Origin of the sequence: Merdimmobilis hominis, assembly GCF_016901855.1 — a bacterium.
Classification (GTDB): domain Bacteria; phylum Bacillota; class Clostridia; order Oscillospirales; family Ruminococcaceae; genus Paludihabitans.
Window position 1 is genome coordinate 129,093 of sequence record NZ_JACJKY010000008.1, and the last position, 15,054, is coordinate 144,146.

Here is a 15,054-nt window from a genome sequence, read left to right on the forward strand (position 1 = left end):
AGTAAAGTACCTGATAACCTGATATTAAATTTTCAAGGTGCGGCGAAGTGGTCGCCGCCCCTTGGATGGGAGGAACCCCTCCACACATTCCGAATTTGAAGGGGGTAAAAGTCAACCCTCCAACAAAAAAATTTTATTGGAGGGCAATATTTCTTTTATTCACTTTGCAATCTATCCAAAACTGAGCCTATAAGCGCTATTGTCTCCATTGTTTCCGGGCAGATTTCATCTGCACTGGATAAGCGCTGGAGCTCGTTGAACACTCTTTCTAATTGTACTCTCAGTCCTTTATACACTTTAGTATTGCCTTGAACTACGATGTCTTGGCACAAACACCTGCGATAACAGTATTCTTGCTTCGATAGGCCAGATATCTCAACAGCGGCATTGATCTTTTCATTCTGCTCTGCAGAAACTCTGAAGCCTACAGTGATGTAACGGACCCTGTTGTGCTCATCTCTCAATGCTCTTGGATTTTCGCTCGTAGGATCCGGAATCTTTTTGTTACGCTTTGGAGGCGGGGTTTCTTTAAGGTTAGGTCTTCTATACATATCATCAAATCCTTTCTAAATTCAGCTGTTCTGCAATTGCTTGCTGGGTTGTCGGGAATAAGTGTGCGTATCTAAAAGTGATATCGATACTTTCATGTCCTACACGATCTGCTATTGCTACTGCACCAAAGCCCATTTCAATAAGAAGGGAGACATGCGAATGTCGAATGTCATGAATTCTAATTCGTTTAACACCTGCAGCTTTACTGCCGCGAGACATTTCGTTGTGCATATAGCTTTTTGTAACCGGAAACATTCTCTGATTCTCCTCAATACCATATAGGCTGTCCAAATATTCCTTAATTTCATCCATTAGGAAACTGGGCATTTGAACATTACGATTACTTTTTTCAGTCTTTGGATCTGTGATAACATCCTCGCTGCCAATTCTCTGATAAGATTTGTTGATACGAACTATGCCTTTTTCAAAGTTAAAGTCTGCAGGTGTTAATGCAAGCATTTCGCCAAGGCGTAGGCCACACCAATACAGCATTTCAAAGGCATAGAAGGATACTGGCTTATCCATAATCTCTTCTGAGAATTTGATATACTCGTCTTTGGTCCAATAAAGCATTTCTCTCGTTTTCTCTTTTCCCATATTACCGGCTTTAGCCGCTGGGTTGGTAGGCAAATCATAAAAGCGCACTGCATGATTAAAGATAGCACTGAGCTGGTTATGAACGGTTTTTAGATATACCAGGGAATATCTGGTGCCGTTTTCGTCAGCCATGTTCAGCAGCTTATTTTGCCACGCGACAACATCGCTGACTTTGATGTCAGTCATACGCTTCTTGCGAAAGTATGGCAAGATCTTATTGTCGATAATGCTTATTTTGGTCTGCCAGGTGCTTTGCTTTAGTCGTTCCTTTAAGTTTGTTTTGTAAAGCTCGACAAACGCTTCGAATGTCATATCCAAACTTCCTGCCTTTTCAAGCAGAAAATCGCGTTCCCACTCCATAGCATCTTTCTTTGTTTTGAAGCCGCGCTTTACTTTTCTGGCATGCTCTCCTTGCCAGTTGTCATACCGAGCAGAGACATACCATGTCCCGTTTTTGTCTTTGTACACTGCCATTAGTTTTCCTCCTTGTCTTCAGTATCCGTTGGATACCCGTAAATCATTTCCTCAAGGTATTTACGACTCACCCGGCCACTGAGCACAATGAAACCTTTCTCCTTCAGATCGTCGTTCAATTTCTTTATAATTCGATATGATTCAGATCTGGAGATCCCCAACAATTCCTGAAGTTCTTCAGCCTTCACAAATAAACTTTTAGCCATTTGAAATCCTCCTGTTCAGTTAGTGAAAGACCGAAGCCTTTCACATATTCCGAATTTCAGAGGGGTAAAAGTCAACCCATGTCGGAGATTTTTTTATGAATAATTGCAAAGCACTCGTGGTATCACTTGGTATCAGAGACACAGATAAAACTGTGGGACTACAGTAAAAAAACAATAAAAAAAGCCCTTGTTCTTCCACTTCATACATGGAAAAACAAGGGCTATTTGGGACGAATATATTACTCTATTAGTCCGGTGTTGGTATCAATTTGGTATCAAAACGCCGTTTTTCAGCTTTTTTGAAGGCTTATTGCGTTCAAAAACCCTTGATACATCGGACTTTTTGCCTGAGGGTCAAACCACTGTTAGTTATTCCCATTCGATGGTGCCAGTCGGTTTCGGTGTCAAATCGTAAAGCACACGGTTCACGCCCGGTACCTCGCTGGTGATCCGTGCAGTAATCTTTTTGAGCAGTGCGTACGGGATTTCTTCAATCTCTGCCGTCATTGCATCAATCGTATTGACCGCACGCAAAATAACCGGCCACTCGTCTGCACGTTTGCCTTCGCGAACACCAACCGATTTGATATCCGGTACAACGGTGAAATACTGCCAGACTTTACCCTCAAGGCCTGCTGCTGCAAACTCCTCACGCAGGATTGCGTCGGAAGCACGAACCGCCTCCAATCGATCGCGTGTGATTGCACCAAGGCAGCGAACACCCAAGCCCGGACCCGGGAACGGCTGACGATACACCATGCTATCCGGTAAACCAAGTGCCGCACCACATGCACGAACCTCATCTTTAAACAGCATTTTGAGCGGCTCGACGAGTTCAAAATCAAGATCCTCCGGCAAACCGCCGACATTATGATGCGATTTGACTACTTTCACAGTCTTTGTACCGCTTTCGATAATATCCGGATAAATGGTGCCCTGACCGAGGAACGAAACACCCGACAGTTTGCGCGCCTCTTCCTCAAAGACACGAATAAACTCTGCACCGATGATTTTGCGTTTCTGTTCCGGATCGGAAACGCCTGCCAGTTTATCGAGGAAACGATCGACCGCATCAACATATACAAGGTTTGCATCCATCTCATCGCCAAACACACGCACAACCTGCTCCGGCTCGCCCTGACGCAGCAGGCCATGGTTTACATGGACGCAGGTGAGCTGTTTGCCGATCGCTTTAATCAGCAGTGCTGCAACGACGGAGGAATCCACACCGCCGGAAAGCGCCAGTAGCACTTTTCCATCGCCGACCTGACGGCGGATCAGTTCGATCTGATCGGCAATGAAGTTTTCCATATTCCAGTTTGCCTGTACACCGCAGGTGTCAAACAAAAATGCACGCAGTTTTTCTGTGCGGGCATCATCGTCCTGCGGCCAGGGCGCACTGCCTTTGTGATCGACCGAAAGCACCGGGACAGAATGCGCATAAACTTCGTCTGAAACGTCGATCTCCACACCATCGACAACACGGTTTTTACCGCCGTTTAAGATGATGCCTTTGACGTTCGGCAGTGCGTCAAGCTCTGCTTTGGTAATATCATGGGGATGAATCTCGCTGTAAACGCCGAGTGCACGGATTTCACGGGCAATCTTCGGGTTTTCTTCGCTTCCGAGATCCAAGACAACAATCATATCCTGTTTCATGGCAGTTCCTCCGTTTTTTCCTGTTTGTTCGGGGATTTTTCCCGTTTTCAAAGTTATTATACCGTATCAAGCCATGTTTTTCAATACGGTTTCTGCCACGAAGCCGCAATTTAAAATAATGAGGACACAACCGCTCCCCAAATAATTCCTAACAAAATCGTTGACACGATTGCTGTGATGATACACGTTTTTCCGCACCGGATTTTTTCTGCATCATCTTTTGTGAGCATAATTGCGCCGACCATCAGCCCAACAAGCGGAATCAGAAACGAAATCACATAGTGAAACGTGAAATTTTGTCCGTATTCTTCGGACTCATCCTGCTCGTCATCGCTGTCCGTGTCATCTGAAATATAATATTTCTCCTTTAAAAGCCTGCTTCCGCAAAACGCACAGTTCTCATTGTGAGAATCGTTTGGCGCGCCGCACTTTTCGCAGGGAATCGTCGACGGCAGTTTCGCCTGTCTTTCCGCCTCTTCATGCTGTTTCTTTTGTGCCAGCAACTCTCTTAAAATACACTGCTCCTCTTCGGAATAAAACGCCTGCTGTGTGTTTAAAATCAACTCGAGATCCGTGGCTCTGTATTGTTCCATTTCATCTCTAAAACTCATAATTGGTCCCCTTCCTTTGCATATTGATGTACTGTCCTCATTATACTTAATATATTGAGTATAGTCAAGATATTAAGTATGATAAAATTGATTCGGTGATTATATTGATCAGTTATGCGCCATTTTACGAAACGCTTTTTAAAAAAGGAATCACAGAGTATCATCTGATATTTAAGCAAGGGTTTTCCGCCAACACACTGCATCGGATGAAACAAGGAAAGCCCATCAACACAACTACATTGGATGCGCTGTGTTATGCGCTTGACTGTGAGGTCAGTGATATTATTAAATTTGAAAAAGAATAGCGTCTGAAACGTTTTTTCGCTTCAGACGCTGTTTTTGTTTTATGATGAAACCCGATAATCTCTTTGACACTTCCACTGCGGCATACTTTATAAAAATAAAATTTCCCGGAATCTTTCAATCATATTTCTTTTTCATAACAGATTTCCGTTGTCCCAAAAGAGGGTTTCGTTTTATTGGTTGGATGGAAACCCTTTGCTTCGTAAAATGCTCTGGCGCGTATATTCTCCGTAAACACCCACAGCATAACGTTGTGAAAACCCGCCTGCGAAATATCCAAAAGAAGTCGGTCCATCATTTGTCCGCCAAAGCCTTTTCGCCAATTATTCGGAAGGCTGTGAATACAGATGATCTCCGCATATTCCGGCATATCTGCATCTCTTGCGCTGTCCCAATAAGCCATACAGTGGGCTTTCCCGTCTACTTCGCCGATATATCCATTGCCTATTCCCTCATCCAGTAAACGCTGATACATGGAAGCAGCCTTTTTTATGTCTGTGAGTCTTTCTAAAGCACTATCCGAGAGGATACCGCGAAATGCCGTTTTCCAACTGGTTGTTTGAATCATTGCAAGGGCGGCGGCATCTTCTTTATTTACGCGCCGTATCCGATAATTCATACTGTTTCCCTCCGTCAAATTCCGACTTGCTGTATTGCAGTTTCAGTATATCATCAGGGGAATTCACTGTCAATTTATCGGCTCTGACAAACTACTTAGATCCGCATGGTTTTCACACGAGCACTCTTATGATAAATAAAAAAAGAGCCGGGAGCACGAAATTAGCTCCAGACTCAACGGATTACACCCGACGATTCCCTAACTTCCGTCGCGGGCACCTTATGATAAGCAAAAGAAAAACCTGCGGTGCGTGAACTGCTCACCGCAGGTGTGGTGGACCCGGAGAGGATCGAACTCTTGACCTCTGCGTTGCGAACGCAGCGCTCTCCCAGCTGAGCTACGGGCCCAAAGTAAAAAGTCCCGATACATTGTATCGGGACTTGGTACGCCGGAAGGGATTCGAACCCCCGACCTTTTGATTCGTAGTCAAACACTCTATCCAGCTGAGCTACCGGCGCATCATCTAACGTGCTCATATATAATACCATGCGAAATCGTGAATGTCAAGCATTTTTATCAAAAAATTTATTTTTTTATTTTTCCGCGCGAAACCCTGCATTTTTCAAAGAAAAAACCGCTTCTTCTGGATGGTTGCGTGACAAAATTGTCATGCAAAACCGTGTGGAATCCAGTATAATAAAATCAAACCAAACCAAAAGGAGGGCGCGCTCTTGAATTTACTGCTCGTCGAAGACGACCGCGTCATTGCGGCCGGCCTCACCTATTCCCTCACACAAGAAGGCTACAGCGTCACACACTGCCCGACCTTCTCCGCCGCTTCCGATGCCATCAAAAACCAGTCATTTGCATTGTGTTTGTTTGATGTATCACTTCCCGACGGCGACGGTTTCTCGCTTTGCAAACAGGTCAAACAAAAAAGCGACACGCCGGTCATCTTTCTCACTGCACGCGACGATGAAGGCAATGTCGTCATGGGACTCGACATTGGCGCTGATGACTATATCACAAAGCCGTTCCGCCTGCGCGAGCTGCTGTCCCGCATCCGCACCGTTTTGCGGCGTTATGGCGGCGAATCGCAGAAAAATCAGATTACCGTTGGCGATCTTACGATCTATACAAATGAGGCGCGTGTGTTCTGTGCCGGAAACGAAGTATTGCTCACATCGCTCGAATACCGGCTGCTGCTCATTTTCGCCTCCCACAAGGGACAAGTTCTCTCCCGCGGGCAGATTCTCTCAAGCCTCTGGGACGCAGCGGGCGACTTTGTCAACGACAACACCCTCACCGTCTATATCAAACGGCTGCGCGAAAAAATCGAGCCTGATCCGCAATCTCCCCGCTATATTCACACTGTCCGCGGACTCGGCTACCGATTCGGCGAACAATAAGATATGAGGAGGGGACACATGAGAAACAAAAATATCAAATGGGGGATTCTGTTCTGTCTGCTTGCCGCCGGATTCCTGCTTCTTTCGCTGCTTATTTTAGGCGCTTCGGCAGAGATTCTGCTTTTCTGCGCAGGATTTGCGGGATTCGCAAGCATTCTCTATCTTCTGAGCGTATGGCAGTCAAACCGCAAAATCGATCAGTTGTGCATGTACCTGCGGCGAATCGCAAACGGGCAGTATGACTTAGACATCCGCGACAACGAGGAAGGCAGTCTTTCTAAACTCAAAAATGATCTGTACAAGCTGACCGTACAGCTGCGCGAACAGGCGGAGCTTTTAAAAAAGGACAAAAAATATTTGGCTGACGCGCTCGCCGATATCTCTCATCAGTTAAAAACGCCGCTCACCTCCATGATGGTAATGGCGGAACTGCTCGAAGACCCGACGCTTCCTGAACACGAACGGCAGACCTTTTTAAGCGAAATCAACCGCTCGCTTGCCAAAACACAGTGGCTCATTGAATCGCTTTTGAAGATGGCGCGGTTAGATGCCGATGCGGTACTGTTTGCTGAAGAGCAGGTCTCTGCTGCCGCGTTGATTGACGCTGCCGTTTCACCGCTCACCATCCGCGCAGAGTTAAAAGACGTGACGATCAAAACGATCGGACAAGCCGACGCGCTCCTCTGCTGTGATAAAAGCTGGACTGCTGAAGCGATCACCAATCTCATTAAAAACTGCGTTGAGCACACACCCTCCGGCGGAACCGTCACAGTATCATGCACAAACAATCCGCTCCATTTTGAGCTGTGCATCACCGATACGGGAAACGGATTTACCCCGGAAGATCTGCCGCATATTTTTGAACGGTTTTACCGCGGAAAGGATGCCAAAAGCGACAGTGTCGGCATCGGACTTGCGCTCTCAAAGGCGATTTTAAACCGCCAAAACGCCGAGCTTTCCGCACAGAACGTCGATTCCGGCGCGCAGTTCACTGTTCGGTTTTATAAGCTTATATTATGACAAAACTGTCATCCGCAAAGTCACGCGGCTGTCATTCCCGACCGGTATCATAAAGACAAACAACAACGAAAGGAGCTTTTCGGATAATGGAAATTTTAACGATTGAACATTTGACGAAAATTTACGGAAAAGGTGATACCGCTGTACGCGCACTTGACGATGTATCGTTTTCCGTTTCCAAAGGAGAATTTGTTGCGATTGTCGGACCGTCCGGTTCGGGAAAATCCACGCTTTTGCACATTTTAGGCGGCGTGGACCGTCCCACCTCGGGCACCGTGCGCATTGAGGGCAACGACATCTACGCATTACATGAATCAAACCTCGCCATTTTCCGCCGCCGTCAGATCGGGCTCATTTATCAGTTTTACAACCTGATTCCGGTGCTCACCGTGGCGGAAAACATCACGCTGCCGCTGCGGCTGGATGGCAGAAAGGTGGATGAACAGGAGCTTTCCGGACTTCTCTCGATGCTTTCGCTTCAAAACCGTGTGAATCATCTGCCAAACCAGCTCTCCGGCGGTCAGCAGCAGCGCGTTTCCATCGGACGCGCACTCATCAACCATCCCGCACTCGTACTCGCAGACGAACCGACCGGCAACCTCGACAGCAAAAACAGCGCTGAAATCGTCGAGCTGCTAAAATACTTCAACCGTGAAATGAATCAGACGCTCATCGTCATCACCCACGACGAACGGATCGCATTGCAGGCCGACCGCATCATTGCCATCGAGGACGGCAGAATTTCCCGGGACGAGGTGGTTCGCGCATGAACATCATGAACCGCATCACCTTAAAGATGCTCCGGCAGAACAAACGCCGCACGATCGTCACGATCATCGGCATCATTTTGTCGACTGCCATGATTGCCGCTGTATCAACGTTTTCGGCATCATTTTCCGATTTATTTTACCGACAGGAAATTGACTCTAGCGGCGACTGGCACGTTTCTCTGCGGAGTGCAACCAACGAAGACATCAAACGGGCGCAGTCCGACTTTTCGATCACCCGTGCCGGACGAAGCACAGAGGAAGCCACCTCGCTTGAAGAGACTTCGGAATACAGTTCCTTTTTCTCGATCATTTTCTGTGAAGAAAGCGTGCTGTCATTAAACGGCATCAAAGCATCCGAAGGACGCCTGCCAAACGCGGCAGGAGAAATCGCATTGCCTGAAGACTATAACGAACAAAACGAAAAGCCAATCACAATCGGACAGACAATCACACTTCCAATCGGTGAAGTGGTCGAAAGCGAGGATGAACAACATTCCTGGCGCTTGTCTCCCACACGCACCGAAACCTTCACGGTGGTTGGATTTTTAGCACGTACCGGCAGTGCATTTGCCGTCAAAGACTTTTCCTATTTTGACGCACTGCCGACAAAGAACTTCACGTTCCACATCGATCCGCTCCCCTCTTCGCTGTACGAAACCCTTTCAAACTACTCAGGTGAGATCGGTGTACAGACGCACACCACTCTGCTTTACTACAGCGGTATTTACGGCGATATGGATATGATGGAAGCGCTGTTTGTTCCGATTGTGATTGTAGGCCTCATCATTTTCGTCGCCTCGATCATGCTCATCTACAACGCATTTTCGATCTCTGTTTCCGAGCGGAGCCGTCAGTTTGGCATGCTCGCAAGCATCGGTGCCACCCGCAAACAAAAACGCAACGCCGTTTTCTTTGAAGGGCTTGTGCTCGGTGCCATTGCCATCCCGATTGGTATTGTCTGCGGCATTATCGGCATCGGTATCACGTTCTGGGCGATATCACCTTGGATGATGGAAGCGTTCGGAATGACGGTGCCATTACAGGTCAAAGTTGTCCCGCTGGCACTGCTTGGCGCTGTGCTGTTCGCGGCTGTGACGATTTTTGTTTCCGCATGGATTCCGGCACGACGTGCGGCACGCACCACACCGATCGACGCAATTCGCCAGACCGGCGACATCAAGCTTCGCGCCAAGAAGGTCAAAACATCAAAATTCATCGAAAAGCTGTTCGGATTTGAGGGCACACTCGCACTCAAGAATTTAAAACGGTATGCCAAACGATACCGTGCCACTGTCTTTTCGCTCACGGTAAGCATTATTCTGTTTTTGACAACCGCAACATTCACCTCCTATATGGGACAGTCGCTTTCCTTAGCACAGTCCACCATGGGCGCAGATGTGCTGTATGTCCGGTATCCGATGGAACATACACAGGAAGATGCGCCGTCGTTTCTGCCCCAAAATGTGGCCAATGAACTGCGCACCCTCGACACTGTAACACAGATGCAGGCTGGCAAAAAAATCAGTTTATACACCGAAAACGACAGCCTGTTTTCCAAGGAAATGAAAGCCTACCGCCAAGGCACTGGTACCACCGACCCGTTCGAACTTTCTGTTCTGGCGCTCGAATCACAGAGTTTTGCTGAATACTGCAAGGAAGCCAAGTTACCCCCAGATGTTTTGAATACACCCAACGCCGCGATTGTGGCCAATCAGGTGCGTGTTTCCTCTTCCAACCAAAAATACGCGCAAATCAACGCCTTTTCCGAGAAAACCGGTCAAACACTTCCGGTTTCATGGAACACATGGGTGTATAACGAAAACGTTCCGGAAGGCGAAGACCATGAACAGCTCATCACTGTAAACGCGGGCACGCTTACACTTGCGGCCTATACGGATGTGCGCCCGCTTCATATGGAAAGTTCAGCATCCACGCCGACGCTGATCGTATCGGAAGAAACCTTTGACGCAATCGTCAAGTCGATCGACACAGAAATCCACTCATCAACAATGGAAAACACCTATCCCTTCGACAGTGGACCAATCAATGTCTATACACAGATTACAGAAACATTTTCATTCAAGACAACCGATTCCCAAACGCTTGTGAACCTCTTAAACGATTACCAAGGTGAATACGGCGGATACACCTCCGATATTGCATCTCAGATGCGCACAGGCCGCCGGATGGTCGATTTAATGAGTGTATTCTTCTACGGATTCATTACACTCATCACACTCGTCGCCGTTGCGAACGTATTCAATACGATCTCGACCGGTATTACCCTTCGCACACGTGAATTTGCAATGCTTCGAAGCGTCGGCATGACGAAAAAGGGCTTTAACCGTATGATTCGAATGGAAAGTGTCTTTTACGGGTTAAAATCTCTGCTGTACGGCCTTCCAGTGAGCCTTGTGCTGTGTGTGCTGATGTATATGGGATTAAACCGTGAGTTCGGATTTTCGTTCTTTTTGCCTGTTGTACCGATTCTGATTGCTGTGTGCACCATTTTCTTCATCGTTAGTCTTACAATGCTCTACGCTTCTTCAAAAGTGAAAAAAATGAATATCGTTTCAGCACTCACATCAGAAGTCTTTTAAACCGAAAAAACGGATATCCAAATAGGATATCCGTTTTTTATATGCCTTATTGTTCAGCTGTTTGTGCGGTTCATCAGCTTGACTTCAAAGTAAGAGTCATCTCTCCATGCTTTCCAGCCTGCTTCGATGCGCTCTTCCTCCGGCACTTCGCCGAGTGTATCGCCGCGGTAAATCCACGACGGTGCAAGCACTGCACCAATCGATGCGAAATACTCGCGCAGATGCTCAAGACGCGATTCAAAATCGTCGTAGTCTTTATTCTCTGGTGCGGTCCATGCAACCTCTGCGATTGCAAGCAGGCGCGCATAGGTGTTCATATCGAATTTTTCCTCATCGCGGATATACTCGGTCCACTGCGGTGCTTCGATACCAAGCACGTTCGAGTCATCGGTGATGCCCATTTTTTCCGGACCGTAGCTATATGTTTTCTCAAGCGGACGAATTGCATACGGATGATCCATATACACATAGTCCACAAGCGACAGAATCATTTTTCCGCCGTCATCGAGCCACTGTTTTTCGCGGTTTGAGCCTTCCATCAAAATCCACCACTGCGGAATGATGCTGCGGTCAAGGTTTTCACTTGCCTCCAGAATCTCGTTCCAGCCAACGGTATGTTTGCCTTTGGATTTCAAGTAGTCGGAAACGACGTTGTTGAAATATCCCTGCAGCGCATTTTCATCTTTTAGGCCAAGCTCTTTGATCTTTGCCTGGCATGCCGGGCAGACTTCCCAGTGACCTTTCGGCACTTCGTCACCGCCGATGTGGAAATACGGATACGGGAACAGCTCACACAGCTCGTCGATGATATCTTTCACGAAATTGTAGATATTCTCTTTGCCGCAGCAAGCAATGTTGTCAAGCACACCCCAGCGGTCGGAAACCTCAACCTGCTCTCCGGTGCACGAAAGCTCCGGATAGCATGCGATTGCCGCCACAAAGTGACCCGGCATATCAATTTCCGGGATAATGTTGATCTGGCGTTCTGCCGCATAAGCGACCACATCGCGCACCTGATCCTGGGTATAGAACAGACCGCGGCCGTATTCGGTGTAATCGCGCGGCTCTTTGTGCTCTTCATAGCCGGTGAAGGTGAGCGCAGTGCTCTTGCGGATTGAACCTTTTTCGGTCAGGAGCGGATATTTTTTGATCTCGATGCGCCAGCCCTGATCTTCGGTCAGGTGCCAGTGGAAAATGTTCATTTTGATTTTCGCCATGACGTCCAAGATCTGTTTGATTTTGTCCACGGTCCAGAAATGGCGCGCACAGTCGAGCATGAATCCGCGGTGATGATAACGCGGTGCATCCTCGATTTCAACAGCGTCAAAGCTGTCTGCGCCGCCACACAGCTGCAGCAGGGTCATTACGCCGTAAAATGCACCTGCTTTGTCGGAAGCTGTGATTTTGATGTCACCGTCTTCGCATGCAATGTGGTAGCCCTCTGCCGGAACCGTCTTGTCCTCTGCAAAGATCAGTTTGTTTTCCTCAGCGTCTTCTGCCTCCGGAAGCATTGTTTTGAGCACATCAAAAATCTCTGCAAATGCGCCCGAAAGTTCTGTTTTTTTGGAAAAAAACACGCCGCCCACTTTTTCGTCCACGTGGAGCGGCTGTGGAATGAGATTAACCATAACGGGATCTCTCCTCTCTATATATTACCCTCATTATACACAAACCGTGCGATTGTGACAAGAGGTTCCCGTGAGAATCTTTTTTAATTTTGTCCTAGCTGTTTCCTTTGATTTCGCCGCTTGCCATCTGTGCGTATGTGAGCCCGTTTGCCTCACCGCGTTTTTGCCAAAACCGATTGCCTGCACGAACAAACATCCATTTCGGCAGCGGCATTTGCACATAATATGTCTCTTCTTCGCCGTTTACAATCGATTCTGAAAGCTTGCACAGCGCTTTTTCCACTCGTCTGCGAAACGGCGTGCCCAAAATTGCTTCGCCCGATCCGATGCACAGCGCACTGCCGAACGCAATATCATTTTGTTTGCAGAACAGCTTGACCGCCGCAACTGCCGTATCGTTTTGATATGCCTCTAAAAATCCGCAGTTTACGACAACATGCATCACAAACTTCGCCTTCTTCGCGGCATACAGACGCTCAAGGCATGAAAACAGGGAAAGCACCGTCACCGGGACGGAATCCACATACAGCGGAAATACGAGCACCACATGATCGGCGCTTTGCGTACATGCGGCACTCTCCTCGATTCGTTTTTCTCCCAGCGCAATCGTATGCTTCACGGTGATTTCCTGATTGCTCAAAAACTGCTGTGCAAGCATACGCGCATACTCTTTTGAATGAGAAATCGGTGCACGCGGACTTGCGTTGATCATCAGTATTTCCATGTGGCAATCTCCTCCTTTGTGCGCGTAGGCGCTTCCGATTCTTCACAAAATACCACGCGGTACTCCACCCAATTCATATTTTTCGCATTTCGGGCAATCATGTGTTTAAACACCGTTTGTTCTTCTTCGTCTTTTGCACCATAGGCAATGACAATCGCTTCTTTCTTTGCGACATCACGCTGCACATGGTGTACTTCACCCTCGTGAATGCGCAAAAACGCCTGCTGCATCGGAAGCATCCGCTCCAGTACCGTTTTCATGGAAATATCATAACATCCGCAGCGCACGCGCGTCACATAAACGACCTGTTCTGCCTGCGCCAGCTTTTTTGCAATTTCTGCGGCATCATCCGAACGCACACATTGTCCCGGCGTTTTGATCCAACATCCAAAACAGCCGACACACGGTGCGACATCCACTTTTCTTGTATCAATTATCTCTGCATCAATCTCTTGACCGCGCAAATCAATATCGGTCAATAAAAACATCTTTACGCCTCCTTATCGGTTTTTCTTAGCATACCACAAAGGATGCGCATTGGATGCGCTTTTTCGTATCTTTTTTGTAAATTCAAAATTGAATCTTTTTACAAAAAGATGTTTTCTCTCTTTTGAAAATATGATACACTAAAAGCAATTCAAACAGAAAGTGAATGATCTCATGGAACTTAACCGGCGAAACATGTTTCGCATTGCACTCTTGATCACATTCGGCATTGCGGTATTCTGGGTATTTGAGAATTTCTCTGCCGCAAAAGCCACATTTTTTTGGGTGCTGTCGCTGTTCACGCCCTTTTTAATCGGCGCCTGCATTGCATTTATTTTAAACGTTCCGATGCGCGCCATCGAACGTCACCTCTGGCCAAATGCCAAACCTCCGATTGCCCAAAAGCTGCGCCGGCCTGCGGCAATGGCGCTCACGCTCCTTTGCTTTTTCGGTGTTTTAAGCATTCTCGTCTTTTTGATCGTGCCGGAGCTGATTCGCACAGCAAGCTCTATTTCCGCGCAAATTCCGCTGTTTCTAACCAAGATCGAAGAGCTGTTTAACAACATCAATCAAAAGCTCCCTGAAATCACCGGTCAGGCCTCGTCTTTGAACCTGAATCTTGAGAAAACGATCGAATCGTTTTTCTCGATGCTTGGCGGCTCGGTTTCTATGCTGACAACCGGACTGTTCCGTTTTGTTTCTCTGCTGTTCGGCGGTGCGGCAAAGGCGGTATTTGGCATTATCTTCGCGTTTTATCTGCTGGCGCAGAAAGAAACACTTTCCGGTCAGTTCCAGCGTGTATTGACGGCGTATAATCAAGAAAAACTGCTTGGTCGCCTGACACACATCGGAGAACTCACCAACCGTACCTTTTCCAATTTCCTGACTGGGCAGTGCTTGGAAGCTTTGATCTTAGGTTCGCTGTTTTTTGTTTCCATGACGCTGTTCCGGATGCCGTATGCACTGCTGATTTCTGTTTTGATTGCTGTCACAGCGCTCATTCCGATTGTCGGCGCGTTCATTGGCTGTATTGTAGGCGCGCTTCTGATTCTTGTGCAGAATCCGATACAGGCAATCTGGTTTGTTGTTTGGTTTTTGGTACTGCAGCAGATCGAAGGAAATCTCATTTATCCCCATGTGGTGGGCAGTTCGGTGGGACTGCCGGGATTGTGGGTGCTGTTCGCTGTCACGGTTGGCGGCGCTGTCGGCGGAATCATCGGAATGTTTGTAAGCGTCCCGATCTGTTCGGTGCTGTATGCACTCGGAAAAGAAGAGGTGCGCCGCCGTCTTTCCTTAAAGAAAAAAGCACCGCCTAAACCGGCAGTGCAGGAAAAAGAATAAACTGATAAAAAAAGAACGCTTCAAAGGGAGGCGCTTCGTATGGAAGTTGCCTCCCTTTGTGTAAAGGAGTGGGTAAGTTGTGATTTTTTATCACGGTAGTTCCGTCAAAGGACTG

Annotated in this window: 15 protein-coding genes and 2 tRNA genes; 6 read left to right on the forward strand and 11 right to left on the reverse strand. The window is 47.5% G+C overall.

What is annotated here, in order from left to right:
• Positions 1-155: 155 nt before the first annotated feature.
• The 5 genes from H6A12_RS06905 to H6A12_RS06925 all read right to left on the reverse strand — a co-directional run bounded on the left by H6A12_RS06905 (position 156) and on the right by H6A12_RS06925 (position 4,099).
• Complete coding sequence (locus H6A12_RS06905) at positions 156-551, reverse strand: plasmid mobilization protein (RefSeq protein WP_243415344.1); 396 nt, start codon at positions 549-551, stop codon at positions 156-158.
• Positions 552-555: 4 nt separating this feature from the next.
• Complete coding sequence (locus tag H6A12_RS06910; RefSeq protein ID WP_204446255.1) at positions 556-1,623, reverse strand: site-specific integrase; 1,068 nt, start codon at positions 1,621-1,623, stop codon at positions 556-558.
• Positions 1,623-1,829: a helix-turn-helix domain-containing protein gene (locus H6A12_RS06915; protein WP_204446258.1), complete on the reverse strand. Its 207-nt coding sequence runs from the start codon at positions 1,827-1,829 to the stop codon at positions 1,623-1,625. Before H6A12_RS06915 ends, H6A12_RS06910 begins: the two co-directional genes overlap by 1 nt.
• A 369-nt stretch (positions 1,830-2,198) precedes the next feature.
• Complete coding sequence (gene guaA / locus H6A12_RS06920) at positions 2,199-3,488, reverse strand: glutamine-hydrolyzing GMP synthase (RefSeq protein WP_204446260.1); 1,290 nt, start codon at positions 3,486-3,488, stop codon at positions 2,199-2,201.
• Positions 3,489-3,598: 110 nt separating this feature from the next.
• Positions 3,599-4,099, reverse strand: a complete 501-nt coding sequence (locus H6A12_RS06925; RefSeq protein ID WP_204446262.1) for a hypothetical protein — start codon at positions 4,097-4,099, stop codon at positions 3,599-3,601.
• A 95-nt stretch (positions 4,100-4,194) separates the two neighbouring features.
• Between H6A12_RS06925 and H6A12_RS06930 the strand changes: the two genes are divergently transcribed.
• A complete protein-coding gene (locus H6A12_RS06930) occupies positions 4,195-4,404 on the forward strand; it encodes a helix-turn-helix domain-containing protein (protein ID WP_345941229.1) in 210 nt (69 codons plus the stop codon).
• Positions 4,405-4,523: 119 nt separating this feature from the next.
• Here the strand turns inward: H6A12_RS06930 and H6A12_RS06935 are convergent, their stop codons facing one another.
• The 3 genes from H6A12_RS06935 to H6A12_RS06945 all read right to left on the reverse strand — a co-directional run bounded on the left by H6A12_RS06935 (position 4,524) and on the right by H6A12_RS06945 (position 5,479).
• A complete protein-coding gene (locus H6A12_RS06935; protein ID WP_204446266.1) occupies positions 4,524-5,021 on the reverse strand; it encodes a GNAT family N-acetyltransferase in 498 nt (165 codons plus the stop codon).
• Between the two features lie 271 nt (positions 5,022-5,292).
• Positions 5,293-5,368, reverse strand: a tRNA-Ala gene (locus H6A12_RS06940).
• A gap of 34 nt (positions 5,369-5,402) precedes the next feature.
• Positions 5,403-5,479 (reverse strand) — tRNA-Arg (locus H6A12_RS06945).
• A 213-nt stretch (positions 5,480-5,692) separates the two neighbouring features.
• Between H6A12_RS06945 and H6A12_RS06950 the strand changes: the two genes are divergently transcribed.
• The 4 genes from H6A12_RS06950 (at position 5,693) to H6A12_RS06965 (ending at position 10,760) form a co-directional block, all read left to right on the forward strand.
• Positions 5,693-6,370, forward strand: a complete 678-nt coding sequence (locus H6A12_RS06950) for a response regulator transcription factor (RefSeq protein ID WP_204446268.1) — start codon at positions 5,693-5,695, stop codon at positions 6,368-6,370.
• 18 nt (positions 6,371-6,388) lie between these two features.
• Positions 6,389-7,390 carry a sensor histidine kinase gene (locus H6A12_RS06955; RefSeq protein WP_204446270.1) on the forward strand — a complete coding sequence of 334 codons (1,002 nt, stop codon included), beginning with the start codon at positions 6,389-6,391 and terminating at the stop codon, positions 7,388-7,390.
• 86 nt (positions 7,391-7,476) lie between these two features.
• A complete protein-coding gene (locus H6A12_RS06960; protein WP_204446272.1) occupies positions 7,477-8,160 on the forward strand; it encodes an ABC transporter ATP-binding protein in 684 nt (227 codons plus the stop codon).
• The gene (locus H6A12_RS06965) at positions 8,157-10,760 is read left to right on the forward strand and encodes an ABC transporter permease (protein WP_204446274.1); all 2,604 of its coding nucleotides are present in this window, start codon (positions 8,157-8,159) and stop codon (positions 10,758-10,760) included. Before H6A12_RS06960 ends, H6A12_RS06965 begins: the two co-directional genes overlap by 4 nt.
• A 53-nt stretch (positions 10,761-10,813) precedes the next feature.
• Here the strand turns inward: H6A12_RS06965 and H6A12_RS06970 are convergent, their stop codons facing one another.
• The 3 genes from H6A12_RS06970 to H6A12_RS06980 all read right to left on the reverse strand — a co-directional run bounded on the left by H6A12_RS06970 (position 10,814) and on the right by H6A12_RS06980 (position 13,600).
• Positions 10,814-12,388, reverse strand: a complete 1,575-nt coding sequence (locus H6A12_RS06970; protein WP_204446276.1) for a beta-N-acetylhexosaminidase — start codon at positions 12,386-12,388, stop codon at positions 10,814-10,816.
• 94 nt (positions 12,389-12,482) lie between these two features.
• Complete coding sequence (locus H6A12_RS06975) at positions 12,483-13,112, reverse strand: NAD(P)H-dependent oxidoreductase (RefSeq protein WP_204446278.1); 630 nt, start codon at positions 13,110-13,112, stop codon at positions 12,483-12,485.
• Complete coding sequence (locus H6A12_RS06980) at positions 13,100-13,600, reverse strand: NAD(P)H-dependent oxidoreductase (protein ID WP_204446280.1); 501 nt, start codon at positions 13,598-13,600, stop codon at positions 13,100-13,102. The genes H6A12_RS06975 and H6A12_RS06980 overlap by 13 nt, the downstream gene beginning before the upstream one ends.
• A 172-nt stretch (positions 13,601-13,772) precedes the next feature.
• On the opposite strand from H6A12_RS06980, the gene H6A12_RS06985 reads away from it, so the two are divergent.
• Entirely contained in the window at positions 13,773-14,939 is a 1,167-nt protein-coding gene (locus H6A12_RS06985) for an AI-2E family transporter (RefSeq protein ID WP_204446282.1), read from the forward strand.
• Positions 14,940-15,054: the final 115 nt, after the last annotated feature.

Bases quoted from the DNA above. Each gene is read 5' to 3' on its own strand.
- H6A12_RS06905 (WP_243415344.1), bottom strand. From the start codon at position 551: ATGTATAGAAGACCTAACCTTAAAGAAACCCCGCCTCCAAAGCGTAAC.
- H6A12_RS06910 (WP_204446255.1), bottom strand. From the start codon at position 1,623: ATGGCAGTGTACAAAGACAAAAACGGGACATGGTATGTCTCTGCTCGG.
- H6A12_RS06915 (WP_204446258.1), bottom strand. From the start codon at position 1,829: ATGGCTAAAAGTTTATTTGTGAAGGCTGAAGAACTTCAGGAATTGTTG.
- guaA (WP_204446260.1), bottom strand. From the start codon at position 3,488: ATGAAACAGGATATGATTGTTGTCTTGGATCTCGGAAGCGAAGAAAAC.
- H6A12_RS06925 (WP_204446262.1), bottom strand. From the start codon at position 4,099: ATGAGTTTTAGAGATGAAATGGAACAATACAGAGCCACGGATCTCGAG.
- H6A12_RS06935 (WP_204446266.1), bottom strand. From the start codon at position 5,021: ATGAATTATCGGATACGGCGCGTAAATAAAGAAGATGCCGCCGCCCTT.
- H6A12_RS06955 (WP_204446270.1), top strand. From the start codon at position 6,389: ATGAGAAACAAAAATATCAAATGGGGGATTCTGTTCTGTCTGCTTGCC.
- H6A12_RS06960 (WP_204446272.1), top strand. From the start codon at position 7,477: ATGGAAATTTTAACGATTGAACATTTGACGAAAATTTACGGAAAAGGT.
- H6A12_RS06965 (WP_204446274.1), top strand. From the start codon at position 8,157: ATGAACATCATGAACCGCATCACCTTAAAGATGCTCCGGCAGAACAAA.
- H6A12_RS06970 (WP_204446276.1), bottom strand. From the start codon at position 12,388: ATGGTTAATCTCATTCCACAGCCGCTCCACGTGGACGAAAAAGTGGGC.
- H6A12_RS06975 (WP_204446278.1), bottom strand. From the start codon at position 13,112: ATGGAAATACTGATGATCAACGCAAGTCCGCGTGCACCGATTTCTCAT.
- H6A12_RS06980 (WP_204446280.1), bottom strand. From the start codon at position 13,600: ATGTTTTTATTGACCGATATTGATTTGCGCGGTCAAGAGATTGATGCA.
- H6A12_RS06985 (WP_204446282.1), top strand. From the start codon at position 13,773: ATGGAACTTAACCGGCGAAACATGTTTCGCATTGCACTCTTGATCACA.